15 protein-coding genes, 1 tRNA gene and 2 pseudogenes are annotated in these 24,702 nt (G+C 64.3%); 10 read left to right on the forward strand and 8 right to left on the reverse strand.

Features of this window, described 5'->3' with window-relative positions; translation table 11 throughout:
• Positions 1 to 105: 105 nt before the first annotated feature.
• Both FYJ91_RS04835 and FYJ91_RS04840 read left to right on the forward strand, forming a co-directional pair.
• On the forward strand, positions 106 to 567 hold the full coding sequence (locus FYJ91_RS04835; protein ID WP_149521113.1) for a (2Fe-2S)-binding protein: 462 nt from the start codon (positions 106 to 108) through the stop codon (positions 565 to 567).
• Positions 564 to 2,702: a xanthine dehydrogenase family protein molybdopterin-binding subunit gene (locus tag FYJ91_RS04840; protein WP_149521114.1), complete on the forward strand. Its 2,139-nt coding sequence runs from the start codon at positions 564 to 566 to the stop codon at positions 2,700 to 2,702. Before FYJ91_RS04835 ends, FYJ91_RS04840 begins: the two co-directional genes overlap by 4 nt.
• A 4-nt stretch (positions 2,703 to 2,706) precedes the next feature.
• Here FYJ91_RS04840 and FYJ91_RS04845 read toward each other — a convergent pair whose 3' ends face one another.
• Together FYJ91_RS04845 and FYJ91_RS04850 are read right to left on the reverse strand one after the other, a co-directional pair.
• The gene (locus FYJ91_RS04845; protein WP_149521115.1) at positions 2,707 to 3,135 is read right to left on the reverse strand and encodes a hypothetical protein; all 429 of its coding nucleotides are present in this window, start codon (positions 3,133 to 3,135) and stop codon (positions 2,707 to 2,709) included.
• 246 nt (positions 3,136 to 3,381) lie between these two features.
• A complete protein-coding gene (locus FYJ91_RS04850; protein ID WP_149521116.1) occupies positions 3,382 to 3,678 on the reverse strand; it encodes a hypothetical protein in 297 nt (98 codons plus the stop codon).
• Positions 3,679 to 3,835: 157 nt separating this feature from the next.
• On the opposite strand from FYJ91_RS04850, the gene FYJ91_RS04855 reads away from it, so the two are divergent.
• Positions 3,836 to 4,678 (forward strand): TauD/TfdA dioxygenase family protein, encoded by an 843-nt coding sequence (locus tag FYJ91_RS04855; RefSeq protein WP_181008353.1) that lies wholly within the window; start codon positions 3,836 to 3,838, stop codon positions 4,676 to 4,678.
• Positions 4,679 to 5,332: 654 nt separating this feature from the next.
• On the opposite strand, the pseudogene FYJ91_RS04860 reads toward FYJ91_RS04855, so the two are convergent.
• Positions 5,333 to 5,716, reverse strand: a pseudogene (locus FYJ91_RS04860) (SDR family NAD(P)-dependent oxidoreductase); the annotation flags it as partial.
• Between the two features lie 227 nt (positions 5,717 to 5,943).
• On the opposite strand from FYJ91_RS04860, the pseudogene FYJ91_RS04865 reads away from it, so the two are divergent.
• Positions 5,944 to 6,227, forward strand: a pseudogene (locus tag FYJ91_RS04865) (transposase); the annotation flags it as partial.
• Positions 6,228 to 6,675: 448 nt separating this feature from the next.
• Positions 6,676 to 9,447: a bifunctional diguanylate cyclase/phosphodiesterase gene (locus tag FYJ91_RS04870; protein ID WP_246152430.1), complete on the forward strand. Its 2,772-nt coding sequence runs from the start codon at positions 6,676 to 6,678 to the stop codon at positions 9,445 to 9,447.
• 443 nt (positions 9,448 to 9,890) lie between these two features.
• Here the strand turns inward: FYJ91_RS04870 and FYJ91_RS04875 are convergent, their stop codons facing one another.
• Positions 9,891 to 10,919 carry a tyrosine-type recombinase/integrase gene (locus FYJ91_RS04875; RefSeq protein WP_149521119.1) on the reverse strand — a complete coding sequence of 343 codons (1,029 nt, stop codon included), beginning with the start codon at positions 10,917 to 10,919 and terminating at the stop codon, positions 9,891 to 9,893.
• A gap of 164 nt (positions 10,920 to 11,083) precedes the next feature.
• Positions 11,084 to 11,159, reverse strand: a tRNA-Thr gene (locus tag FYJ91_RS04880).
• A 166-nt stretch (positions 11,160 to 11,325) separates the two neighbouring features.
• Between FYJ91_RS04880 and FYJ91_RS04885 the strand changes: the two genes are divergently transcribed.
• The 3 genes from FYJ91_RS04885 to FYJ91_RS04895 all read left to right on the forward strand — a co-directional run bounded on the left by FYJ91_RS04885 (position 11,326) and on the right by FYJ91_RS04895 (position 18,038).
• Positions 11,326 to 12,567: a PAS domain-containing protein gene (locus tag FYJ91_RS04885; protein WP_149521120.1), complete on the forward strand. Its 1,242-nt coding sequence runs from the start codon at positions 11,326 to 11,328 to the stop codon at positions 12,565 to 12,567.
• Positions 12,568 to 12,789: 222 nt separating this feature from the next.
• Positions 12,790 to 17,430: an NAD-glutamate dehydrogenase gene (locus tag FYJ91_RS04890; RefSeq protein WP_149521336.1), complete on the forward strand. Its 4,641-nt coding sequence runs from the start codon at positions 12,790 to 12,792 to the stop codon at positions 17,428 to 17,430.
• An 8-nt stretch (positions 17,431 to 17,438) separates the two neighbouring features.
• Complete coding sequence (locus FYJ91_RS04895; RefSeq protein ID WP_149521121.1) at positions 17,439 to 18,038, forward strand: YdeI/OmpD-associated family protein; 600 nt, start codon at positions 17,439 to 17,441, stop codon at positions 18,036 to 18,038.
• A 13-nt stretch (positions 18,039 to 18,051) separates the two neighbouring features.
• On the opposite strand, the gene FYJ91_RS04900 is transcribed toward FYJ91_RS04895, so the two are convergent.
• Positions 18,052 to 18,612 (reverse strand): YqgE/AlgH family protein, encoded by a 561-nt coding sequence (locus FYJ91_RS04900; RefSeq protein ID WP_149521122.1) that lies wholly within the window; start codon positions 18,610 to 18,612, stop codon positions 18,052 to 18,054.
• Positions 18,613 to 18,652: 40 nt separating this feature from the next.
• Between FYJ91_RS04900 and FYJ91_RS04905 the strand changes: the two genes are divergently transcribed.
• Positions 18,653 to 19,603 carry a glycosyltransferase family 2 protein gene (locus FYJ91_RS04905; protein ID WP_181008354.1) on the forward strand — a complete coding sequence of 317 codons (951 nt, stop codon included), beginning with the start codon at positions 18,653 to 18,655 and terminating at the stop codon, positions 19,601 to 19,603.
• A 176-nt stretch (positions 19,604 to 19,779) separates the two neighbouring features.
• Positions 19,780 to 21,228 (forward strand): AMP nucleosidase, encoded by a 1,449-nt coding sequence (locus tag FYJ91_RS04910; protein WP_149521124.1) that lies wholly within the window; start codon positions 19,780 to 19,782, stop codon positions 21,226 to 21,228.
• 138 nt (positions 21,229 to 21,366) lie between these two features.
• On the opposite strand, the gene FYJ91_RS04915 is transcribed toward FYJ91_RS04910, so the two are convergent.
• Both FYJ91_RS04915 and FYJ91_RS04920 read right to left on the reverse strand, forming a co-directional pair.
• Positions 21,367 to 22,572, reverse strand: a complete 1,206-nt coding sequence (locus FYJ91_RS04915; RefSeq protein ID WP_149521125.1) for a GGDEF domain-containing protein — start codon at positions 22,570 to 22,572, stop codon at positions 21,367 to 21,369.
• Positions 22,573 to 22,837: 265 nt separating this feature from the next.
• A complete protein-coding gene (locus FYJ91_RS04920; protein ID WP_149521126.1) occupies positions 22,838 to 24,694 on the reverse strand; it encodes a M2 family metallopeptidase in 1,857 nt (618 codons plus the stop codon).
• Between the last annotated feature and the right edge of the window lie 8 nt (positions 24,695 to 24,702).

A 24,702-nucleotide genomic window follows, 5' to 3' on the forward strand; every position in this document is an offset into this window, starting at 1 on the left:
TTCACGCACTTGTTCTTGTCCGTCACCTTGCGATCGGCATGGATCATGTCAATCATGCGAACCTCGACATAGCAAAGGTCATACGACCGGAGAGTTGAGGGCCTCGTGGAAATACGCGTCAACGGGAAGTTGCGGTCGGTGCCGGACGATGGCGGCACGCCATTGCTATGGGTGCTGCGCGATACGCTGAAGCTGACCGGCACGAAATTCGGATGCGGCATCGCCCAGTGCGGCGCGTGCACGGTGCTGGTCGATGGCCAACCGATCCGTTCCTGCATCACCCCGGTCGAGAGCGTCGGCACCAGCCCGGTGACGACGATCGAAGGGCTCAGCGGGCGCGAGGCCGATGCGATCCGCGCGGCCTGGACCTCAATCGATGTTCCGCAATGCGGCTATTGCCAGTCGGGCCAGATCGTCAGCGCCACGGCACTGCTGAGCGGCGTCCGCAACCCCGACGATCCCGAAATCGACAGCGCGATGGCCGGGAATATCTGCCGCTGCGGAACCTACAGTCGCATTCGCGCGGCAATCAAGTCGGCGGCGGCCAGTCTGAGCACACCGGCATGACCACCGGCGAGATCGATCGCCGCGGTCTGTTCAAAGGGGTCGGCGCGGCGCTCGTGATCGGTTTCGCCCTGCCGGTTCGCGGCGCGGCGGCGCTCGCGGCGGCGGAGCCCTTCGCGCCGAACGCCTTCATCCGCATTTCGCCGACCGGAATCACGATCGTCAGCAAGCATCTGGAGATGGGGCAAGGCATCGAGACGGGCCTGGCGATGGTGGTAGCCGAGGAACTGGATGCGAATTGGACGCGGATCAAGGTGGCGGCCGCCCCCGTCAATCCGCAGCATTACGCCAACCCCGTCATGCACGATCAGGGTACCGGCGGCAGCAATTCGATGATGGGCTCTTACGCCGAACTGCGCGATGCCGGTGCCGCCGCCCGCGCGATGATCGTGCAGGCCGCCGCGCTGCAATGGGATGTGCCGGCAGCAGAGATCGGGATCGAACGGGGCGTCGTTCGACATGTCGCATCGGGCAAGAAAGCCAGGCTGGAGACCTTCGCGCAGGCGGCAGGCGCCATCCCCGCGCCGAGCAAACCCGTCCCCAAGGCCGCTTCGGATTTCCGCCTGGTCGGGCAAAACGTCCATCGGCTCGATACGCCCGGCAAGATTCGCGGCGCGACCATCTTCACCGCCGATTTCGATCTTCCGAACATGGTGCGGGCGGTGGTGCGGCGGCCGCCGCGCTTCGGTGCGCGCGTCGGTTCGTTCGATGCGGCAGCCGCGCTCGCCACCCCCGGCGTCCTGCAAGTCGTGCAGATCCCGACCGGCATCGCGGTGGTCGCGCGCACCCATTGGGCGGCACTCCAGGGGCGCGAGAGCCTGCAGATCGCGTGGGACGATCGCGACGCGGAACAGCGCGGAAGCGAGGAGTTGGACGTCGCCTTTCGGGCGCTGGCCCAGCGCCCCGGCTCCGTCGCGCGCGCACAAGGCGACATTGCGTCGGCGCTGGCTGCCGCGCCGACGACCATCACCGCCGAATATGGGGCGCCCTATCTCGCCCACGCGATGATGGAACCGTTGAACTGCGTCGTGCGGCGTGAGGATCGGTCCTGCGAGCTCTGGTATGGTTGCCAGTTCCCGGGCGGGGATCGCCGACACGTCGCCGCGGCGCTGAACCTGCCCCCAGACCGGGTGACGATCCACACGCTTCCGGCGGGCGGCAGCTTCGGCCGGCGGGGCAGTTTCACCGCCGATTTCGTCGTCGAGGCGGTCGAGATCGCCAAGGCGCTGCCCCCTGGCATCCCAGTCAGCGTCCAATGGACACGCGAGGACGACATCACCGGCGGCTGCTATCGTCCGATGTCGCGTCATCGGCTCGATGCGGCGGTCGATGCCGATGGTCGCTTGCGGGGCTGGCGCCATCGCATCGTCGTGCAATCGATCGCCGAAACGATCCCCATTCCCGGGCTGGTCAAGAACGGCATCGACCCGATCTCGATCCGCAACGCAATCGATCCGCCCTATGACCTGCCCGACATGGCGCTTGAGCTGCATTCGCCCAAGGTCGGTGTGACGGTGATGCCGTGGCGATCGGTGGGGTCGAGCTACAATGTGTTCGCGATGGAATGCTTCGTCGACCTGATCGCCCGGCGGACGAAACAGGATCCGCTGGCGCTCCGACGGTTGATGCTTCCTGCCAAGTCGCGCTTCCACGCGTTGCTGGCCGTGGTGGCGGAACGTTCGGGTTGGCACCGCCCCCGCCCCGCCGATCGCGCGCTGGGCCTCGCCATTTCCACCTGGGCGGGAAGCTATGTCGCGCACGTCGCCGAAGTGCGGCGCATCGGCGAGGGCTACCGTGTCGAGCGGTTCACCACGGCCGTGGATTGCGGGCGCGTGATCAATCCCAATCTCGTATCGGCCCAGATCGAGGGCGGGATCATGTTCGGCCTTTCGGCCGCCCTGTCGGGTGAGATCACCCTCGACAAGGGCGTTCCCGAACAGAGCAATTTCGACAGCTACAAGGTGCTGCGGATCACCGACGTCCCCTTGGTCGACCTTCATCTCACGCCATCGGAAGAGCCGCCATCGGGCGTCGGCGAGATTGCGGTATCCGCCGTCGCGCCCGCCGTCGCTAACGCACTTGCTGCACTCCTCGGTTTGCCCGTCAACGACCTGCCGCTCAAAGGCTTTCTGACGTGATCGGCTACTTCCCGATCGAATAAGCAATCGGCGCGACCGTCGACGACGGGGCTGAGTGCAAGGATGGGGCGAGCAGCGGAAAGTCCGCGCTCGTTCCGACCAGCAGTCGTTGCACATTGCCGCCCGGCAAGCCTGCGGAGCCGAGCTGCGCGCCGACCACTGTGTTGGTGAGATCGATATTCGCTTGGCCGCCCGCGCCGATCGTCGGCCCCGCGTTGGCTAGCCCGCTGTTGGCCAAGTTCGCGATCGACGCGGGGCCGACATCGCCGAGAACGTAGAGCGCCGCAGCGGTCACGCCGACATCGGTGTCGCGGGCAGCGACCCGTGCGCCATGCTGCAGGACGATGCCGTGCGCGCTGCCGCCACTGGTCGCGATTGTGACGTCGTCGGGGAACGCTGCGGCGATGCCAGCGACACCGACGGTCGTGATCAAGACGACGGCCACAATAATGACGACGGCCACAATAATTTAGCTGGTGGGCGCCCAGCCAAACTCCGGGATCATCTGCCCCGACCGGTCCTAGCGTTCGCGGTCTTCAAGCTCGCGGTGCATCAGATCTCCTTCGGGTGTGCGCGATTGCACTACGGCCGCGCCGAAGATGAAAGCGCCGATCGCGAGAGGGGCGAACATAGTGGCTACACCCCAGGCGGTGCCGCCCGTTGCCATCAACGCAGCCACTTAATACACCGCCCGATGCGCGGCTCGAATGATACGGGGCGTGGGAGCCGTCCGATTGCGGTGTGCGCGCCATTCCTTGCGCTTCTGATGGGCACGAACGAGCCAGTAATTGCGTGAAAGCGCCCATGCTACTGTAAGCGCTAGCATAATAGGACCGATCACGATGAGCATGCTCCAAATGCTCGCGGCCTGATCAACTTTCGCCATTTTTCTCTCCTGTCGAAAGGCACAACGGAAATGGTCCTTTGCTGTTCCTTTGTCGCGAAGCGGCAAGTCGAAGGTCAGGGCTTCGAGCATATTTTCGGCGACCTCCTCACGCGCTGCTGCTGCACCCATCCCGAGCAGCGGCGGGGACGTCGGTGCCGCTGGGCTAAACTTGAAATCATTGGCGAAGCGAGCCTACCAATGCTCCCAGGACGGACACGCGAAGATGGCCGTCCTGGGAGTGGATGAAATGAAAAGCCTCAGCGCATCACGGGACGCGTCTGCGTGGGAGATTCCCATGTTGCCGGGGGCAGCGGAGAGGCTGTCCGCTGAAACGGGTGTGCGGCTCAGCGGGATGGACCTCCTGGACCTCGACGACACGCAATATAGGCAGCTCGCTATGCTGATCAGCTCCGCATGCGTGGTTGTGATAAGTGACAATCCCCTGACGCCGCCTCAGCAGGTCGAGTTCGCCAGGCGCTTGGGAGACATTCTCATCGTGCCGGGCGTGAAGCGACATGTCGAACAACCCGAGTTGTTCGTGGTCGAGAATCCGGCGGGCAGCAGCGCTGGCGCCGACTTCTTTCATTCCGACGCGTCGTTCCTGCCGCGTCCGCCGTCCTACTCAATCCTGGCCGGTATGGAAGTCCCGGCATTCGGCGGCAACACGATGTTCTCGAACCAGTATGCGGCTTGGGCGACGCTTTCTCCGGCACTGCAGGATTACCTCAGAGATGCCACCGCACGGCACGGCTCCGCCCGGCTAACCGATCCCAGCCAGCTTACCGAAGGTGTCCCGCACCATCCGCTCCGGCGCGTGCATCCACTGACTAAACGGACGGCACTCTATCTAACATCGCTCGATCGTGTGCAGAATATCGACGGCGTGCCTGCCCAGGAGAGCGCTGCGATACTGAAGTTTCTCTACGATCATTCCTGCCGGCCGGAAAATGTCTATCGGCATCGGTGGATGCAGGACGATGTCGTCATTTGGGACAATCGCTGCACCATGCATTCGGCGGTAGGCGATGCGGTCTCAAGCGATCGTGTTCTGCATCGGGTCGTGTGTGCTGGCGAAGTGCCTGCCCACTGACAGGTTAGGTTAGTCAATTATCTGGCGCAGCAAAACCAATCTTTGCCTTACAATACATCAATAACGGCGAGCGAAGGGAGAGTTCGCGCCGTCTCAAGCTCAATGTCGCGGTCGGCGCAGATGAGGGTAGCGATTACCTCTAAGTGCCATCCTCGCACTACACTTTGGCGATGCGCGCTGGACGTAACCTTCTGCCTTCAGCCGCGCGGGATGAACCTGACAGATATCAGATCCAAGCGATCAGCAGGATAAGCGCCGCGATGGCCGCGGCGGCGGCTATGCCCAGGCCGGCACAACCTCGGCGTCAGCCGCCTCTAGAAAAGCCCGAACGCGCCGCCGCCATCACGCTTCATAGATTTAAAATTCCGAAATGGGATTTCAGCCAGAAGCATCGCGCTTCTCACCGCTGATCCGCATACCCACTGCTGACAGACGTAACCGAATGCTCGAAGCCGGAAAAATGCGTCGGCACCGCTTTTGTGATCGAGCCAATTTCCAGGCCCTCGGGAACGTCGTTCTAACGCGAGTGGTGCGTGCCGCCCTCGACCGCGCCCGCGCCGATGCCGCCGCCGAAGCTCCTGCCCGCGAGGATGTCGGTGACGCCGAAGGCGAGGTTGGCCGCGCCGATCGCACGGCCGATAGTCTTCGCCTACATCAGTGGTCCGCCCGCTCGGCCTTGGCCAGCGCCTCGGGAGTCGCGCTGCCGGGCTCGGCCATCTTGCGGTGCTGTTCAGCAAGGATGCCGGCAGGTGTCACGTTCGCCATCGCCTGCTGGATCTTGTTCTTCCAGCCCGAGACGACGCTCGCCTTGCCGTCCATCAGCGCGTCCCAGCCATCCTGCGCTACATCGACCGGATTGCTCTTTTTCGGGTCGGCGCCGACCGAAGTATCGTTCATGTCGGCGCGGTCGAAGAACTCGGTCTCGACCGGCCCCGGCATCAGGGTGGTCAAGGTGACGCCCTTGGCGTCCTTGATCTCGTTCCTGATCGCGTCGGTGAAATTGTCGACGAAGGCCTTGGTGCCATTATAGACCGCTTCCAACGGTTGTAGAGCGTCTTGTGCGGGCCGTACAACAAGGCGCTGTCCAAACAACTCATGGAGAAGGACATGCGATGTATTCGAGGCCAGCTACGTCTGCCCGACTGGCAACCGCCTGCGGCGATCCAATCGCAATTTTCAGCATCCCGCGCGATGGTGTGAATAAGGACGGTTCGATCCGCTACCGCGCGCGTCAGCAGGACTGTCAGAGCTGCGACCTGCGGCAGCAATGCACCCCGAACATGCCCGCTCGCAAAGTTACTCGATCGATCCATGAAGGCGCACGCGACCTGGCGCGCGATATCGCCACCACAGACGCTTATCTTGCGTCACGCCGCCAGCGAAAGAAGGTTGAGATGCTGCTTGCCCACCTCAAGCGCATCCTGAAGCTGGATCGTCTGCGCTAAGAGGGCCGAATGGTGCAAGAGACGAGTTCCACCTGGCCGCCGCAGCCCAGAACCTGCGAAAAATGGCCAAGATCATCCCCATGGCGAGACCGGCACTGGCCTGACGGGCGTGGAACGCCACTCGCCCCTGTCGCGGCCCACACCCCAAACGCTCCCGCAGCCGAGTTTTTCAACGGAATACGCCCTAAGTGCGGACATTCCGCGTGGACCGAGGCGCCCCCAGAAGCGGCCATTCAGTTGTACCGACGTACTCGGTCCTGTTCGAGCAAAACGGTCTGAATGATCGCGTGGTCAGGGTGCCGATCGGCTCGCAAGGGGAGTCAGTGTCTCCGGCAGCGACTCTACGCCAACGCACATCAGAGATGCCGTAACAATTGTTTACATCGTGTCGCCGAAGTTCCGGTATCGTTTGCTGAATATCAAGGAATTCGAGGCTAGGCGGTAATGCTGTGGACCAATGGCGTTCTTGATTCGCCGGTTGCCTCTTATTTCCATTGAGGACACGAGTTGCTTAGCCTTTGGTATTGTGTGCGTTATCAGCATGATTGGCGGTTGGTCGCGCTCGCGGGCCTAGTCTGCGGCCTTACCTGCCTCGCTGCCGTCACGCTTCTCCGTCAGCAGCGCGGCGAGACGCCATCCATCGATCGCAGGTGGCGGCTCACGGCAGGCGTGATGACCGGTTTCGGCATCTGGTCGGCCCATTTCGTCGCGATGCTGGGCTACAATACTGGCCCCGTAGTCGTCGGCTATGCTTACGGGCCGACCGCATTGTCTTTGATGGTCGCGATCGGCGTCACGATCGGCGGCTTCATGCTGCCCTATGTGCGTAATCTTTCATTGCCGTTTCTGGCTGCCGGTGGAGCCCTCGTCGGCGCGGGCATCGTCGCGATGCACTATATCGGCATGAGCGCCGTCGAATTTCCAGGTCATTTCGGGTGGGATGCCGAGTTGGTAGCCTTGTCGGCCCTCTCTGCCGTGGCCTTCGCAATCCCGGCCCTGGTCCTCGCGTTGCGCACACGCGGCTCGGCAAGCGGGCTGGCCGCGGGCGGCTTGCTGATGCTGGCGATCCTGACGCTGCACTTTACCGGCATGATGGCGCTTCAGGTGGTCCCGGACGCCGACGGCGGCCAGGGCGAAAATATCCTGTCCCCGGTCACACTTGGGATCGTGATCGGTGCGCTGGCATTTGCAGTTCTCTTGATCGGCATCGGTGCGTCGGTCATCAACGCCACGGCCGTCGCGGCGATCAGGTCGCAGGGCCGCGAGTTCCGCATACTGGTCGAGGGTATCACCGATTGCGCGCTCTACATGCTCAGCCTCGATGGGCGCGTTGTGAGCTGGAACGCGGGTGCGGCACAGCTCAAGGGATTTACATCCGACGAGGCAATCGGTCTCAACTTTGCGAGCTTTTACTCGCAGGAGGATCAGGCGGCTGGCATTCCCCAGCGCGCGATCGCCGCGGCGCGCGATGCGGGAAAGTTCACCGCCGAAGGATGGCGTCACCGCAAGGATGGCAGCCGCTTCTGGGCCAATGTCACGATCGAGGCTGTCGTAGACGAACAGGGCGATATCATTGGCTTCGCCAAGCTCACACGCGATATCAGCCGCCAGAAAGAGGATCAGGATCGCTTAATTGCGCTGACCGAAAAGCTGGATGCGGCGCTCACCAATATGCACCAGGGTCTCGCTTTGTTCGATCGCGAGGAACGGGTCGCTCTCGTCAACGCGCGGTTCCGGATGATGTACCGGCTGGATCCCGACCTGCCGCTCGAAGGACTGAGCTTCTCCGATTTCATGCGCACGTCGCTGCTCGCTCGCGGAAACGTCATCGTCGATCAACAGCGTATCGAAGCCGGTCGCGGATGGCTGCGTGCCTGCCTCGCGCAGCCGGGTGGCGGCGGATCGGTGACGACAAATTTCGACGATGGCGGCGTGGTCGACATATCCTACCAAGCGCTGCCTGAAGGTGGCTTCGTCGCCACCTTCGAGGACGTGAGCGAGCGTCACCGGTCCGAGGCCCGCATCGCACATATGGCGATGCACGACGATCTGACCGGCCTGCCGAACCGTACCAATTTCAATGGGCAGGTTGACGACGCCTTGCGGCGCGCCGAGGCGGGCCACAGCAAGGTTGCGCTGGTGGTGATCGATCTCGATGGCTTTAAGGAGATCAACGACACCTATGGTCATGCGACGGGGGATCGGATCCTTGGAAGCTTGGGACATCGGATGTCAGCGATGCTCGGCGACGGCCAAGTTTTCGCTCGCTTTGGCGGCGATGAATTCGCGGCGTCGTACAGCTTCGACGACGAAACGGAACTGACAACCTTCCTCGATCAGCTGAGGCAAGTGTTGGACACGCCGGTCGAAGCCAACGGACTTGAGATTAAGCCCAGCGCCTGCCTCGGCGTCGCGCTCTTTCCCGACGATGGTTCTGATCGGGAGCAAGTACTGAGCAACGCCGATCTTGCCATGTACCGGGCCAAGGCGACGCATGGCGTGCAGCTGTGCCAGTATGAGTATGGCATGGACGAGGTCGCGCGAAAGCGTAGGTCGATGGCCGCGGATCTTCGCGATGCGATAGCCGCCAACGACTTGTCGCTCGCTTATCAGGTTCAGCGTTCGCTCGTGACCAATGAAGTCACCGGTTATGAGGCGCTCGCGCGGTGGCATCACCCGGTCGCCGGCTGGATCGCGCCGCAGGAATTTATCTCGGTGGCCGAAGAGAGCGGCTGCATCATTGAACTGGGCGACTGCGTATTACGCCGGGCCTGCCGCGAGGCCGTGCTGTGGCCGGAGCCCTATCGTGTCGCGGTGAACCTGTCGCCGGTGCAGCTTACGCGCCCGATCCTTGCCACGACCGTGGCCGAGATCCTGCTTGAAACCGGGCTTCCGCCCAGCCGGCTAGAACTCGAGATCACAGAGACCGCGTTAATCGCCGACAAGGCCAGCGCGCTTCATATCTTACGCCAGATCAAGGCGATGGGCGTGTCGATCGCGATCGATGACTTCGGCACGGGTTATTCATCGTTGGAAACGCTCCACTCCTTTCCGTTCGACAAGATCAAGATCGATCGCTCGTTCGTGATGGAGTCAGACCGCAGCGAGCAGGCGCGCGCGATAATCCGCGCCGTTATCGCGCTGGGGTCGACGATCGGGATGCCGGTACTGGCCGAAGGGGTTGAAACTGAAGCCCAGCTCGAAATGCTGCGCTCGGAAGGCTGTTCGGAAGCGCAAGGCTTTTTACTGGGAAGACCTTCTCTCAGTGGACCGGTCCTGAACGAGCAGATACGGACCTTACAGGTTGTTGCAAATAGCAGTTAAGGGCAGCAAAGCGCCCCAAAATCGGTTGTCCCGGATCGCTTCAGGCCACCTGTGGGTCGATCCGTTGACCGCCCACGTCCCGAACAGGCGCATGCCGTAAAGCTCGCGCGCCGGCTCTGCCCAGCTCAAGAAATGCGCCTAGAAATCCTGCCGGTGACGAACGGTGATCTCGATCGTCTCGTGGATGTACAGTCTCGTTTCAGCTGAGGTTCGCATCGCCAATCCTATTTACCGTGACGAGGACAGTGCCTGCGTTTGAAATGCGCCTCTACTGGCCGTTGATCCGACAACGCTTCCCTATCGTCTGGCAGGCTGTCGATCGCGCGTGTGAAAGTCAGGTTTGCGCCCTATAATCGGACATAGGGGCCAGTATCGCAGCCACTTGTGAGCTGTCAGTCCGATTTTGCGTCCCACTCGACGGCTTTGGGGTGGTTAGCTGCCGCTCAAAAACCCACGCGCCTTGCGCGCTGATACGCCTCCTCGCCCGAGAGGGAAGCAACACGATGGAATGATTCGATCCGCAGCCCGCCGCTTACGACCTTCCCGGTAAGGTCTGCCCAAGCCCATCCAAAGGATCGCTGTTGTAGTAAGGCGTATTGGGCACCTGCCTCGCGAGAAAAACCGATGATAGTAACTCCTCGATGACGGCAATCCTCGGATATCAAGCTAATGCCGTGTGGCTGAGCGTTTACGATTAGTCCTTTCCAACGCACAGTTGCGCCCGACCATCCCGCAAGGCTCCGAGGCAAATCGCACAAAGAAGTAGCGTCGGGGACGCTGCTGCTACAGCCTCCGAGAGCCACGCTCAGCAAGGCTACAAATTGCCATCGCATATTACGAGCGTGCCCTCTCATGCGGATGTCTGCAACTGGGGCGAGAACTGCCGGAACAGATGAGAATTCCGACAGGCTCTTGGTCTCGGCGCGCGCCGAGACGATCGCATAGCGGAAGACCCGCGAGGCAAAGGCCCGCGTCCGATTGGCGGTCTCGCGATGCCCGCGCCGCTCGATCTTGCGGAGCGCGGCGAACAATTCCTGGGGCGTGATGTCGGCAGCGGGCAAGGGGCCGATGTCGCGGTCGAGCAGATCACGGAACCATCGCGCTTTCTTCATCGTCGCTTCGGACCTCTCCTCGGCCTCCATCTTCTCGAGATATTCGTAGGCCACGAGGCGGAAGGTCGTCGCCGCGCGCACCTCCTGCGACAGCTTCTCGCGCCGACGGACGGCGACGGGATCGATGCCTTCACCGACCATCCGCCGCGCTTCGTCGCGCCGGTCGCGCGCCTGCTTCAGCGAGACTTCGGGATAGGCGCCGAGCGACAATTTCCGATCCACCTTGTGGATGCGATATTTCAGCCGCCACAGCCGGGCCCCCGATGGCTGGACGAGCAGGAACAGGCCTTTCTCGTCGGAAAGCTTGTAGGGACTCGGGCCGGGCTTGGCCGAACTGACTTCGAGAGGACTGAGCGCCATGTGGGGCCACGACTTTTGGGGGTTGATCTCGTGGCCCCACCGTGGCCCCCAAATCGCCCGGACGGGGGCGGATTCAGGCGAACGCCAACGGATGAACCGAGGGCGATAATGCCATATTTTTCAATGGTTTTCGACCGTTTCGCGGACGCTGGCGAATGGGGTCGTGGTGCCGCTTACAGGACTCGAACCTGTGACCCCCGCATTACGAATGCGATGCTCTACCAACTGAGCTAAAGCGGCCCGGGGACAGGGGGGCGCCATTAACAGCGGCTTAGCCTCCATGCAAGTGCCGAGCGTCGTCGACCGCGCTTTGTTGGCGAACCCGTGGCGATTGCCGCGTGGTTTACCATTCCTCAACGCGATCCGGGCCATCTGGCCGGCAGAGAATCGCCGGGGAATCGGGACTATGGAAGATTATCGTTCGTGGGGCGCAGGATCGGCCGAGTGGGATTTCCCGGTCGCTGACGAGCCGTGCATGGACATGCCCCCGATGATCGGCACCGATGAGCGCCGCATGCATGTGCGCGCCTATGAACATTGGGTGTCGCTGCTCGACGGGCGATCCTATCCCGCGATCACCGATCTCGACGCCGCGATGCTGGGCGAGTTCGGCCCCTACAGCACCCTCCTCGATTTCTCGATCTCGCCACGCAATCCGGCGATCACCTTCCTGGGCCGCGCGCTGCGCGAGGAAGGCGATCTCGACGGCGATCTCGAAACGATAGGCGATGTGCCTGCCGGCTCGCTCCTGTCGCGGCTGACCGATCATTATGACGAGGTGCTGCGCAACCGCGCGCCTGTGGGCTTCGAGGCCGAGTTCACCAACAATCGCGGCGAGCCCACGCTCTATCGCGGCATCCTGATGCCCTATTCGTCGAGTGGCGACACGATCGATTTCGTCCACGGCGTCATCAACTGGAAGCTGGCCGAGGAGACCGACCTGCCAGCCGACGTGGTTGCCGCCGTCACCACCGCCTTCGCCGGCCCCGCCCAGCCGCTGCCCGAACCCGAAGAGGGCGCGATCGACTGGGCCGATTTCGACGCCGAGGAAGACGAGACCGAAGTCCGCATCGAAGCGCTCGTCCAGACCGCACGCGATCATGCCGCCGCCGCGCGCGAAGGCGAGGAGCGCGGTCGCGCGTCGCTCTATCGCGCGATCGGCCTGGCCTATGACATCGCGCTGGCCGGAGACGCCGATCCGGAGACGATCACCGCCTTGATCGACGGCGCCGGCATCGCGGCTCAGGCGCGCGCGCCGATGACCCCGATCGTCAAGCTGGTGTTCGGTGCCGATTATGATGCCAAGCGCGTCACCGAATATGCCGCCGTCCTTACCCACGCCCGCCGCCTGTGCCTGGGCGCGGGAATGGTCGAAGCATGGCTGAGCCAGTTCGACGGCGGCATCAAGGGCGTCGTTACCGCCGAACGGCTCGAACGCCGCCCCGCGCTCAAGACCGACAAGGCCGGCCTCGTGCGTCAACGGCTGCGCGATGCGGCGCCGGTCGCCACGGTGTCGATCGATGCGGCGGGCGGCGACTTCGTTCTGCTCGTCGCGCGGCGCGAGGGGAATGGCACGCTTGCGGTAATGGCCCCAGCCCCCGCGTCCGACGCGCTGGTCGATCGGGTGCTGCGCTCGATCGAGGGCTGAGCAACGCCATAACGCCCGCGAAATGTCGCGCGGCATACGTCCTGCCTAACAAGCTTTCGCGACATCTTAGCCGCGCGCACGACCGTTGCTAAATGAACGGACGGGCGCGCCTGCGCTTGTTACGCCTCGCGAGGGGGTCCATATGGTTCACCTTCGATAGCCAGCGCCCGAGCAGAGGTGCGGCGGCCCGAGGAGTGGACCAGCATGGATGTTGCCGAACCGATGAACCGGCCTCAGGATTCCGCACTTTCCCCCCAACTCGTCGCCCGCTTCGCCGCTTTGCTCGGCCGCGGCGCGCTGCCGGGAGAGACCGAGGGGATGGGCGAGGCCGATATGGCCAGCGCCGCCGCCTTCGCCGCCGAGACCGCCGCGCTCCGCGCGCCTGGCGTCCCGGCCATCGCGATCCAGAGCGTGTCGGGCAGTGCCACCGATCGCGCGATCCGTATCGTTATCGTCAACGACGACATGCCCTTCCTGGTCGATTCGATCGCGGGCGTGCTGACCGCGCACGACATCGAGATCCGTCGTCTTCTCCACCCCGTCATCGCGGTGCGCCGCGACGCGACCGGCGCCCTGACCGACATCGTCGACGATGCCGAGGGTGAACGCCGCGAGTCGGTGATCTATGTCGAGGCCGATCGCATCGACGCGCGCAATCGGCGCACCCTCGTCACCGAACTCGAAACCACCTTGGCCGAGGTCCGCGCCGCGGTGCGCGACTGGCAAACGCTGCAGGTCAAGCTGCGCGACGATGCTGAACGCCTCCCCGACGGCGAGGGTGCGGCGCTGCTGCGCTGGTTCCTCGACGGCAAGATGACGCTGCTGGGCCACCGCATCGAGACGCGCGACGGCAAAGCCGGCGATCCGCAGGGCGTGCTGCGCGTTAGCGACACCGTGCTCTGGTCCGATTCGGCGCGCGCCGACGCCTTCGCCTGGTTCGAGCGCGGGGGTGCGGTGCCGATGCTGGTGAAGGCCGATGCGATCACCAACGTCCACCGCCGCGCCGCGCTCGACATGATCGTGGTGCCGGTGCGCGATGGCGGCGCGATCGCCGGCCTGTCGATCCACGTCGGTCTGTGGACGAGCGCCGCCCTGCGCAGCCCCACCGAGAACATTCCCGTCCTGCGCGGGATGCTGAAGGCACTCGACGAGAAGCTGCGCTTCGATCCGCGCGGCCATGCCGGCAAGGCGCTGCGCCATGCGATGGCCGAGCTGCCGCACGATCTGGCGCTCACCCTCGCCCCCAGCGCGACCGAGCAGGTCGTCCTGACCGCCATGTCGCTGGCCGATCGCCCGCGCCCGAAGCTGGAGATGGTGTCCTCCGCGCTCGGCCGGCACCTGATCGCGTTTCTCTGGTTGCCGCGCGACCTGCTGACCACCGGACGGCGCGAACAGATCGGCACGATGTTGGCGGAAGCGACCGGTGGCGCGCTGATGAGCTATGCGCTGCAGCTCGGCGACGGCGATCTTGCGCTGATCCGTTACACGTTGCGCTTCCCCGAAAGCGCGGCCCTGCCCGATGTCGCAGCGCTCGATCATCGCATCGGTGAGATGCTGCGCGGCTGGGAGCCGGCGGTCGAGGCGCGCCTGGCCGAACTGCTGCCCGCGCGCCGATCGGCGCGCCTGGCAATCGACTATGCCGCCGCCTTCCCCGCCGCTTATCGCGGCACAGCGACGCCAGCCGATGCCGCCGCCGACATTGCCCGGCTGATCCAGCTCGACGACGAAGATGGCCGCAACGTCCGCATCTATGACGACGAGACCGAGGGCGATGCCCGCCTGCGGCTCAAGATCTATCGCCGCGGCCCGCTGATTCCCTTGTCCGAAGCAGTGCCGGTGTTGGAGAATTTCGGTTTCCGCGTGATCGAGGAAGTTCCGACCGCGCTCGCAGGCATCGGCCATATCCACGAATTCCGCGTCGACCTGTCGAGCGCCGATGTCGCTATTGCGTTGCTCGATCGGACCGACGTGGTCGAGGCCGCGATCGCCGCGACGCTGGAGGGCCGCGCGGAGAACGACCTGTTCAACGCGCTGACCGTCACGATCGGCCTCGCCCCGCACGAAGCGGTGCTGTTCCGCGCGTGGTTTCGCTATCTGCGCCAGACCGGCTTTTCGTACGGGCTGGCGACCGCGATCGAGGCGCTGACGGTCGCGCCCGACGTCGGCCGCGACATCATCGGCTATTTCCGCGCGCTCCACGATCCCAAGGGCCGCGACGACAAAAAGGCGGAACAGCTGCACGACGCGATCGAGCAGGGGCTGAAGGCGGTCAGCGCGATCGACAATGATCGCATGCTCCGTCGCTTCCGCGCGGTCGTGCGCTCGACGCTGCGCACCAATGCCTTCTCGCCCGCATCGGACGAAGCACTGGCGTTCAAGATCGACTCCAGCGGCATTCCCGGCCTCCCGCAGCCGGTGCCGTGGCGCGAAATCTGGGTCTATTCGCCGCGCGTGGAGGGCATCCACCTGCGCGGCGGGCCGATCGCGCGTGGCGGCCTGCGCTGGTCCGATCGCCGCGACGATTTCCGCACCGAGATCCTGGGCCTGATGAAGGCGCAGGTCGTGAAGAATGCCGTGATCGTGCCGACGGGCGCGAAGGGCGGCTTCTATCCCAAGGTGTTGCCGCCCGCGTCCGATCGTGACGCGTGGCTCGCCGAGGGGACCGAGAGCTACCGCATCTTCATCCGCGCGCTCCTGTCGATCACCGACAATATCGAAGGCGGCAAGGTCGTACATCCCGCGAGGGTCGTGATCCGCGACGGCGAGGATCCCTATTTCGTCGTCGCCGCCGACAAGGGTACCGCCACCTTCTCCGACGTCGCCAACAAGATCGCGACCGATCGCGGCTTCTGGCTGGGCGACGCCTTCGCATCGGGCGGTGGCCACGGCTACGATCACAAGGCGATGGGCATCACCGCAAAGGGCGCGTGGGTTTCGGTGCAGCGCCACTTCGCCGAAATGGGCGTCGATGTTCAGTCCGACGTGGTCCGTGTCGTCGGCTGCGGTGACATGTCGGGCGATGTGTTCGGCAACGGCATGCTGCTGTCGAAGACGCTCAAGATCGTCGCGGCGTTCGATCATCGCCACATCTTCCTCGATCCCGATCCCGATCCGGCCAGGAGCTGGGCGGAGCGCGAGCGCATGTTCGCGCTCCCCCGGTCGAGCTGGGCGGATTACGACACGAGCCTGATCTCGCAGGGGGGCGGCATCTTCCCGCGCGATATGAAAGAGATTCCGCTCTCCGCCGAGGTGAAGACGGCGCTTGGCATCGATGCCGACGTGCTCGATCCCTCCGCGCTGATCGCCGCGATCCTGAAGGCCAAGGTCGATCTGCTGTGGTTCGGCGGCATTGGCACCTATGTGAAGGCCAAGAGCCAGACCAATGCCGAGGTCGGCGATCGTTCGAACGATCCCCACCGCATCGACGGTGAGGATGTCGGCGCGCGCGTGATCGGCGAAGGCGCCAATCTGGGCGTGACGCAGGCGGGGCGCATCGCCTTCGCCACCAAAGGCGGCCGCATCAACACCGACTTCATCGACAATTCGGCCGGCGTCGATTGTTCGGACAACGAGGTCAACATCAAGATCGCGCTCAACCGCGAAATGCAGGAAGGCCGGCTGGAGTTCGAGGACCGCAACAGCTTCCTCGCCAGCATGACCGACGATGTCGCGCATATCGTGCTGGAGGACAACCGCCTCCAGACGCTGGCGCTCTCGCTCGCCGAACGTGGCGGTGCTGACGCCGTCGCATCGCAGACCCGCGTGATCGACGTTCTGGAAGCGTCGGGCCGGATCAACCGCGCGGTCGAAGGGCTCGACGGCAACGATCTGCTGCTGCGCCGCGCGCAGGATGGCCATGGCCTCACCCGCCCCGAACTCGCGGTGATCCTGAGCCACGGCAAGCTGTCGCTGCAGGACGCGATCGAGAATAGCGATGTGCCCGCCGATGCGGCGCTGACACCGATGCTCCACGCCGCCTTCCCGCAGCCGATGCAGGACCGCTTCGGTGCCGCGATCGACGCGCACCGCCTGCGTCCGCAGATCATCGCGACCAAGCTCGCCAACCGCGTCATCAACCGGCTCGGCCTCGTCGGCCCGTTCGAGATGGCAGAGGAGGAAGCGGTATCGATGGCGCAGGTCGCCGCGGCCTATATCACCGTCGATCGCCTGTTCGATATCGAAGCGATCTTCGAAGCGATCGAGGATGCGAAGCTCGACGAACAGCCGCGCCTGACCTTGTTCGAAGTGCTGGGCGCCGCCGCCCGCGCGCATGTCGCCGATCTGCTCCGCAGCCTCGATCCGGCAGCCGAGATCGGCGCGCGGATCGACCTCCTCAAGCCCGGCCTGTCGCGGCTCGACAAGGAACGCGACACGTTGCTGAAGGCCGAGGCGGTCGATCTGTCGCGCCAGCTTCGCGACCATATCAGCGCTGACGGTGTCGATGCTGCCCTGGTCGACCGCATCGCGCGCCTGGCCGAGATGGAAGGCGCGATCGGCACCGCCGCACTCGCCAGCGAACTCGCGGTCGACGAACTCGACGTCACCGATGCCTATGTCACGCTGGGCGAGGCGCTCGGGCTCGACTGGGCGAAGGCGGAGGCTGCCCGCTTCCGCAGCGGCGACGCGTGGGATCGCCTGCTTGTCGCGGGGCTGGTGCGCGAGTTCGGTCAGCTACGGCTCGATTTCCTCGGCAAGCATGGCCGTAAGGATCCGATCGGCGCGGTGCGCGAATGGCTATCGACCCACGGCCCGCGTGTCGCCCAGTTCAAGGAGCTGGTCGACCGCGCCCGCATCACTGCCACGCCCAGCGCCGCGATGCTCGCGCAGATCGCGGCACAGGCCCGGCGGCTGCTGGCGCGGTAGGGGGATCCGTGCCGCCGGTTGCCGTAAACCCTGACAAGGTTCGCGAATTCGCCGACGCGCAATCCTTCTACGATTGGCTTGCCGGGCATCATGGCAGCGAGGACGAACTGTGGATCAAGATCCACAAGGTTGCCTCGGGCCGCCCGTCGATCACCCCGAAGGAGGCGATCGACGTGGTTTTGTGCTGGGGCTGGATCGACGCTATCCGCAAGAGCTTCGACGCGACCAGTTATCTCCAGCGTTACACGCCCCGCACGCGCAAGAGCATCTGGAGCCAGATCAACGTCGATAATGTTGCGCGGCTGATCGCCGAGGGCCGGATGACCGAACATGGTCTTAAAGAGGTCGACGCCGCCAAGGCCGATGGCCGCTGGGACAAGGCCTATGGCAGCGGTAAGGACTTCGTAATCCCCGACGACCTTCAGGCCGCGATCGATGCCGATCCCGCCGCCCGGGCGATGCTCTCCCGGCTGACCGAGAAGAACCGCTTCGCCCTCGCCTTCCGCATGCACAATGTGAAGACTGACGCCGGGCGGCGGCGAAAGATTGCGGCCTTCGTCGAGATGCTTGCGCGGGGTGAGACTTTCTATCCGCAAAAGGCACGCTGATATCGGTCCCAGTTCACGCTCTGCCGCTTGTCGCCGACAACAATCGCGGATCGATCCCGGTCGATCGCATCGCGGCTTCCCAGCGATCGGCCGCGTGACGGTCGAACAGGATCGAGTCGTCGCCCCGAGTCGCCAGCCAGCCGTGGCGCCGCATCTCGCCGTCGAGCTGCCCCTCGCCCCATCCCGCATAGCCCAGCGCGACAAGCCAGCGTGTCGGGCCGACGCCTTCTGAAATCGCGCGCAGCACGTCGAGCGTCGAGGTCAGCCCCCAGCGGTCGTCGATGCGAATCGTGTCGCCGCCTTTCCATTCGGGGGAGTGCAGGACGAAGCCGCGTTGCGGCTCGACCGGCCCGCCGACGTGGATCGCGGCATCGGGCGCCACGCCAGGTTCGATGTCCACCTGTTCCAGCAGACCGTGCAGCGTGATGCCCTGAATCAGCCGTCCGACCCCGATTCCCAAGGCCCCGTCAGTATCGTGCGCGCACATCGCGATCACCGCGCGTTCGAAGCGCGGGTCGCCGATGCCGGGTAGGGCCAGCAGATATTGGCCCGCGAGAGAGACTGGCGCATCCATGATGTCGATTTTATAGATAGGTCCGATGGGGACGCAAATAATGGACGCTGGGGAAGCCGCTGCGGGGACGCCTGCACTGTCGGTGATCGTCCCGGCTTATGGCGTGACGACGATGCTCGCCGACGCGCTCAATTCGCTGCGCGCACAGACGCGCGACGATTGGGAGGCGATCGTCATCGATGATGGCGATGCCCGCGTCGCGGAATATTTCGAGCCTTTTTCGGGTGATCCGCGGATCCGCCTGCTCCGGACCGAGAATGGCGGGCTGCCCGTCGCGCGCAATCGCGCCATCGCCGAAGCACGCGCGCCCCTGATCTCGCTGCTCGATGCCGACGACACCTATATGCCGCATTATGTCGCGCGGATGATCGCGGCGATCGAGGCATCGGCCAAGCGTGGCGTCGTCAGCTGCGACGCGACCTATTTCGGGCATGATCGGGTGGGCGAGCGCTTCTCGACCTATGTGCCGCAGCGCCCGCCGGTGAACCTTGGTCGGCTGATCCGGCGCGAGTTCAATGTCTTCATCTGCGCGACCCTGCGGCGCGACGCGGTGCTGGAGGTCGGCGGGTTCGATCCGACGCTCAAATCGGCCGAAGATCTCGACCTGTGGTTGCGGTTGGCCGAGGCCGGCTGGGAGGTCGGCTACGTTCCCGAGGCGCTCGCCCGCTACCGCCGCCGCCCCGGACAGATGTCGAGCAACGTGCCGGTGATGCTCCAGTCGGCGCTGACCGTTTACACCCGTGCCGCCGAACGGCTCGGAAATCGGCCGGAAGCCAGCGATGCGCGTGCCATGTGCCGCCAGACCGAACGCGCAATCGCGGCCGAGGAAGGCCTCGACCGCATCCGCGAGGGCGCGACGGGCGAAGGCGTCTCGATGCTTCGCAGCGCGGCAGTCCATGAACGCAGCGCGCGCTGGCGGATCGCGATGGTCCTGATCCGCGCTTTGCCTTTCCTCGCCGGCCCCCTGATCCGCTTCCGCGACCGGGTGTGACCTCAAACATGCTCCCCCGCGAGGATTGGAGAGCGGTCATTTTTCGTGTAAGGAAAATCCTCACGGCGAGGCGCGTGTTCCGCAAATCGTCGCGATAATCCGTCAGAGGAGTTCGGCAAGCCGGCGACCGCAGGTCGATCCGAACCCCTCGGCGCAAAAGCAGAACAGGAGTTTTGATGGCATCAGATAAAGCCACCCAAATCGTCGCACAGCTCGACGACCTCTATCGGCAGTCGGTTTCGCGGCTGCGTGCGGCGCTCACGCTCTATATACGCGAAGGCAAGCGCCCCGCCCCCGAAGACCGCTCCAATGGCGCCTTCGCCTATCCCGAAATCCGCGTCAGCTATGACGGCCTCCACGATCCCGGTCCGCTCGGCCGCGCTTATGGCCGCCTGTCGACCGCAGGCGATTATGCGATCAGCGTCACCCAGCCGACCTTGTTCGGCGACTATCTGGCGCGCCAGATCGACATGCTGGTCGACGATTTCGGCGTCGAAGTGGCCGTCGGCCTCAGCAGCCAGGAAATCCCCTACAATTTCGTGCTCGACGCGGGCGACGATCTCGATCTGACCGGTGCCGCGCCGACCGAGCTTGCGCGCATCTTCCCGTCGACCGAGCTTGCCGCGATCGGCGACGAACTGGCCGACGGCCTATGGCTGCAGGATCCGGAAGCGCCCCGTCCGCTTGCTCTGTTCGATGCGCAGCGCGTCGATTTCAGCCTGCTGCGACTGCGCCACTATACCGGCACGCCTGCGGGCCACACGCAGAACTACATCCTGTTCACCAACTATCACCGCTATGTCGACGAGTTCGTCAGCTGGGCGATCGATCAGCTGAACGAGGATAATCGCTACACGATGCTGTCGGGCGCGGGCGGGGTTGAGATCCGGCGCGGTGACGCCGATCCGCATCGCGTGATCGCCGACAGCGCGTGGCGCAAGCATCAGATGCCGGCTTATCACCTGATGGCCGACGATCATTCGGGCATCACGTTGGTCAACATCGGCGTCGGCCCGTCCAACGCCAAGACGATCACCGATCATCTGGCGGTGATGCGCCCTGCCGCCTGGCTGATGATCGGCCATTGCGGCGGCCTGCGCCCCAGCCAGCGGATCGGCGACTATGTCCTCGCCCACGCCTATTTGCGCGACGATCACGTCCTCGACGCCGTCCTGCCGCCGGAAATTCCGATCCCGGCCATCGCCGAGGTGCAGAACGCGCTCACCCACGCCGCCGAAATCGTCTCGGGCGAGAGCATGGAGCAGCTGAAGCTGCGCATGCGCACCGGCACTGTGGTCACGTCGGACGATCGCAACTGGGAGCTGCGCTACACAGCCTCGGCGCTGCGTTTCAGCCAGAGCCGCGCGGTCGCGATCGATATGGAGTCGGCGACATTGGCGGCGCAGGGCTATCGCTTCCGCGTCCCCTACGGCACGCTACTATGTGTGTCGGACAAGCCGATCCACGGCGAGATCAAGCTGCCCGGCCAGGCGAACCGCTTCTACGAGCGCGCGATTGCCGAGCATCTCCAGATCGGCATCGCCGCGGTCGACCAGCTGCGCGGCGAAGGCGCACGCCTCCACAGCCGCAAGCTGCGCGCGTTCAACGAGCCGCCCTTTAGGTAACTTATCATCCTCCCCCGCCAGGGGGAGGTGTCAGCGCAGCTGACGGAGGGGGCGGACGGGGGCACATTCGAATTGGCCGTCTCCTCCCCCTCCGTCGCCTTTGGCGCCACCTCCCCCTGGCGGGGGAGGATTAGAAGGTCAGATCGCCTCGCCCGCGGTCAGCGCCTTCGCCCCGCCGCCCGCTTCCTCCATCACCTCGGCGCAGGTGACGCGATCGCGCCCCTCCACCTTGGAGCGGTAGAGCGCGCGGTCGGCGCGGGCGAACATGCTGGCGAGCGAGGTATCGCCGGGCCGCAGCCCGGTGATGCCGAAGCTGGCGGTCAGCGAAATCCCTTCCGGCCCCGCGACCGGCATCGCCGCAACGTCGCGGCGGATGCGCTCGACCACGTCCAGCGCATCGCTGGCGTTGGTGTTGATCAGGAGCAGCGCGAACTCCTCCCCGCCGACGCGACCGACCAGATCGCCACGGCGGACCATGCGCTCCATGCGGATCGCGAAATGCTTGATCGCACGATCGCCGGCATTGTGACCGAAGCGATCGTTGACCGCCTTGAACCGATCGATATCAGTGACGACGAGGGCGAGCGGCTGCCGCTGGCGCTGTGCGTTGCGGATCGCGCGCTCGGCCGCTTCCTCGAACCCGCGCCGGTTGAAGATGCCGGTCAGCAGGTCCGACACCGCCAGCGAGCGCATCCGCTCCGCCAGATCGGCAGCCACGAGAAAGACGGTCGCCAGGCCCACGCCGACAAAGGCAGGCGGATAGAGCAGGATCAAGGTCAGGCGGAACGCCGCCAGCCCGCCCCCCTGCCCAGCCGCGCCCTGGCGCAGAGCCATGCCCGCTGACACGAAGTCGAGCGCCGCGAACAGCACCAGCATCACCACGGTCGCACGCTCGGGCGTGGTCGCGGTGCGGATACTGCGGGTCACGTTGGCCGCGCTGATCGCCAGCATCGCGCCGCTGAAGCATAACCACGTCGCATCGCGCAGCCCGCGATGCGGGAGGCCGAAACCGAATATCGCGATGCCGATCGCGGCGACCATCAGCGCGCTGTAGATCCGGACCCACGCCTTCGGCTGACCAGCGCGCTGCATATAGCCGATCGCGATCAGCGCGTTCGACGTGCATGTGAGGATCGATATCCCCGTGAAGAAATAGACGTTACCCGGGAAATAGGTGAGCATCACGAAATTGGTGAGCCACGCGAAGAATGCGACGCCATAAGCGCACGCCCATACCGCAGCATGTTGCGGGCGCGCGAAGTTGCGCCAGGCGACCGTAAGAATCGCAGCGAGAACCACTGCAATGAACTGCAGGTTCACGACATTGATTTGTGCCGCGTTCATGCCACCCTTCGACCGTTGCCGGACGTCCTGCTCATCCAGCTCCCCCGCCCATTTCGGCGCCCCTTTATTAGAATGCGCGTCGCCCTGCCGCTCTCCAAGCAAAAAAGCAAGGCCAATTGGGATCGAATCGACAGCTTTATTGCAAAGGTTCGATCCGCATCCGTTCCGACTGTAAAGAAAGCCGACAAGTCTGTCCCAAGGCGGCACAGACTTGTCGGCCGATCAGTTTACAATTTCGACTCGACGCAAATGATCCGAATTCGGATCACCAGCCGCACTGTTGATTTTTGTTCTGTTCTTGCAGCCACGTCATCAACGGCTGGAAATAGGCGATCATCGCCGATCCATCCATTTCACGGCTGCCCGTAAACTTCTCCAGCGCGTCGGGCCACGGCTTCGAATTGCCCATTTCGAGCATCGCGTTCAGCTTCTCGCCGACCTGCTTGTCACCGTAGAAGGAGCAGCGATGGAGCGGCCCCTTCCAGCCCGCCTGGTCGCACGCCGCCTTGTAGAACTGGAACTGCAGGATCCGCGCGAGGAAGTAGCGCGCATAAGGCGTGTTGCCCGGGATATGGTATTTCGCGCCGGGATCAAAGCCTGCGTCGCTGCGCTCCACAGGGGGCGTAATCCCCTGATATTGCAGGCGAAGATCGGTCCACGCCTTGTTGTAATATTGCGGCGGCACCGCGCCCGAGAAGACGCCCCAGCGCCACTTGTCCATCAACAGGCCGAACGGCAGGAAGGCGACCTTGTCCATCGCCTGGCGCAGCAACAGGCCGATATCCTTGTCCGCGCTCGGGACCTTCGCCTTGTCGAGCAGGTCGATCTGGACGAGATATTCGGGCGTGATCGACAGCGCGACGAAATCGCCGATCGCCTCGTGGAAGCCGTCATTCGCGCCGCCCATATAGAGCAACGGCTGCTTGTTATAGGCACGCTGATAGTAATTGTGGCCGAGTTCGTGGTGGATCGTGACGAAATCGTCCGAGTTCACCTTCGTGCACATCTTGATGCGCAGATCGTCCTTGTTGTCGAGATCCCACGCCGATGCGTGGCAGATCACCTCGCGGTCGCGCGGCTTTACAATCTGCGATCGCTTCCAGAAGGTGTCGGGCAACGGCGCGAAGCCCAGCGACGAGTAGAATCCCTCACCCGTCTTCACCATCTTGACCGGGTCATAGCCCTTGGCGGTCAGCAGGTCGCCGATGTCATATCCGATGTCGCCGGCGCCCTTGGGTGCGACGATGTCGTAGATATTGCCCCATTCCTGCGCCCACATATTGCCGAGCAGGTCGGCACGGATCGGGCCGGTCTTGGCCTGCACCGCATCGCCATATTTCGCATTGAGCTTGGCGCGAGTGTAGCAATGAACCTGATCGTAGAGCGGCTTCACCTGCAGCCACAGCTTGTCCATCATCTTGGCGAAATCGTCGGCAGGCATGTCGTAGCCCGCGCGCCACATCGCGCCGACATCCTTGTAGCCGAGTTCGACCGCGCCTTTGTTGGCGATGCCGACCATCTTGGCATAATCGTCGTGCATCGGCGCGCCGACATTGTCGTGCCAGCTGACCCACATCTCCTTCAGCTGAGCAGGGTTGCGGTTGCTCCCCATCTCGGCTTCGATGTCGGATCCGTTGATTTCCTTGCCATTCAACGTGCCGCGGCCCTTGCCATATTGCGACTGGATGCGCGTCGCGATGTCGTTGAGTTCCTTGGCGGCGCCCGGCGTCGACGGCGCGGGGAGGACAAGCCCCTGCTTCAGGAAATCGAGCTTGCGGCGCGTATCGTAATTGAGGCCCGAAACCCCGTCATATTTCGCCGCGCCCTTGGCGAAGCGCACACCCATTTCGGTGCCCTCGGCGCCGACGCGCGAAGCAACCGCGTCGGTATCGTCGGTGATATAGGTGGCGTTGATCCACGCCACCTGCGCGCCGTAGAGCGAGAAATCGCCATATTCCTTTTCGACCGAGGCGACGAACGCGTCGGCATCGGCGGCGGTGGGCGCGGCGGCGGCAGCGACCGGCGCGGCCGCTTCCTTCTTCTTGGCCAGCGCAGGCGTGGCGGACGCGAGAATGGCGGCAAGCGCCAGCGCGGACGATGCCGCCCGGATCGCGATCTTCATGGAAACCC

Origin of the sequence: Sphingomonas montanisoli (genome assembly GCF_008274695.1) — a bacterium.
GTDB lineage: Bacteria > Pseudomonadota > Alphaproteobacteria > Sphingomonadales > Sphingomonadaceae > Rhizorhabdus > Rhizorhabdus montanisoli.

Bases quoted from the DNA above. Each gene is read 5' to 3' on its own strand.
- FYJ91_RS04885 (WP_149521120.1), top strand. From the start codon at position 11,326: ATGGAAGATTATCGTTCGTGGGGCGCAGGATCGGCCGAGTGGGATTTC.
- FYJ91_RS04910 (WP_149521124.1), top strand. From the start codon at position 19,780: ATGGCATCAGATAAAGCCACCCAAATCGTCGCACAGCTCGACGACCTC.
- FYJ91_RS04875 (WP_149521119.1), bottom strand. From the start codon at position 10,919: ATGGCGCTCAGTCCTCTCGAAGTCAGTTCGGCCAAGCCCGGCCCGAGT.
- FYJ91_RS04915 (WP_149521125.1), bottom strand. From the start codon at position 22,572: ATGAACGCGGCACAAATCAATGTCGTGAACCTGCAGTTCATTGCAGTG.
- FYJ91_RS04905 (WP_181008354.1), top strand. From the start codon at position 18,653: ATGGACGCTGGGGAAGCCGCTGCGGGGACGCCTGCACTGTCGGTGATC.
- FYJ91_RS04890 (WP_149521336.1), top strand. From the start codon at position 12,790: ATGAACCGGCCTCAGGATTCCGCACTTTCCCCCCAACTCGTCGCCCGC.
- FYJ91_RS04920 (WP_149521126.1), bottom strand. From the start codon at position 24,694: ATGAAGATCGCGATCCGGGCGGCATCGTCCGCGCTGGCGCTTGCCGCC.
- FYJ91_RS04850 (WP_149521116.1), bottom strand. From the start codon at position 3,678: ATGCTCGAAGCCCTGACCTTCGACTTGCCGCTTCGCGACAAAGGAACA.
- FYJ91_RS04840 (WP_149521114.1), top strand. From the start codon at position 564: ATGACCACCGGCGAGATCGATCGCCGCGGTCTGTTCAAAGGGGTCGGC.
- FYJ91_RS04855 (WP_181008353.1), top strand. From the start codon at position 3,836: ATGAAAAGCCTCAGCGCATCACGGGACGCGTCTGCGTGGGAGATTCCC.
- FYJ91_RS04900 (WP_149521122.1), bottom strand. From the start codon at position 18,612: ATGGATGCGCCAGTCTCTCTCGCGGGCCAATATCTGCTGGCCCTACCC.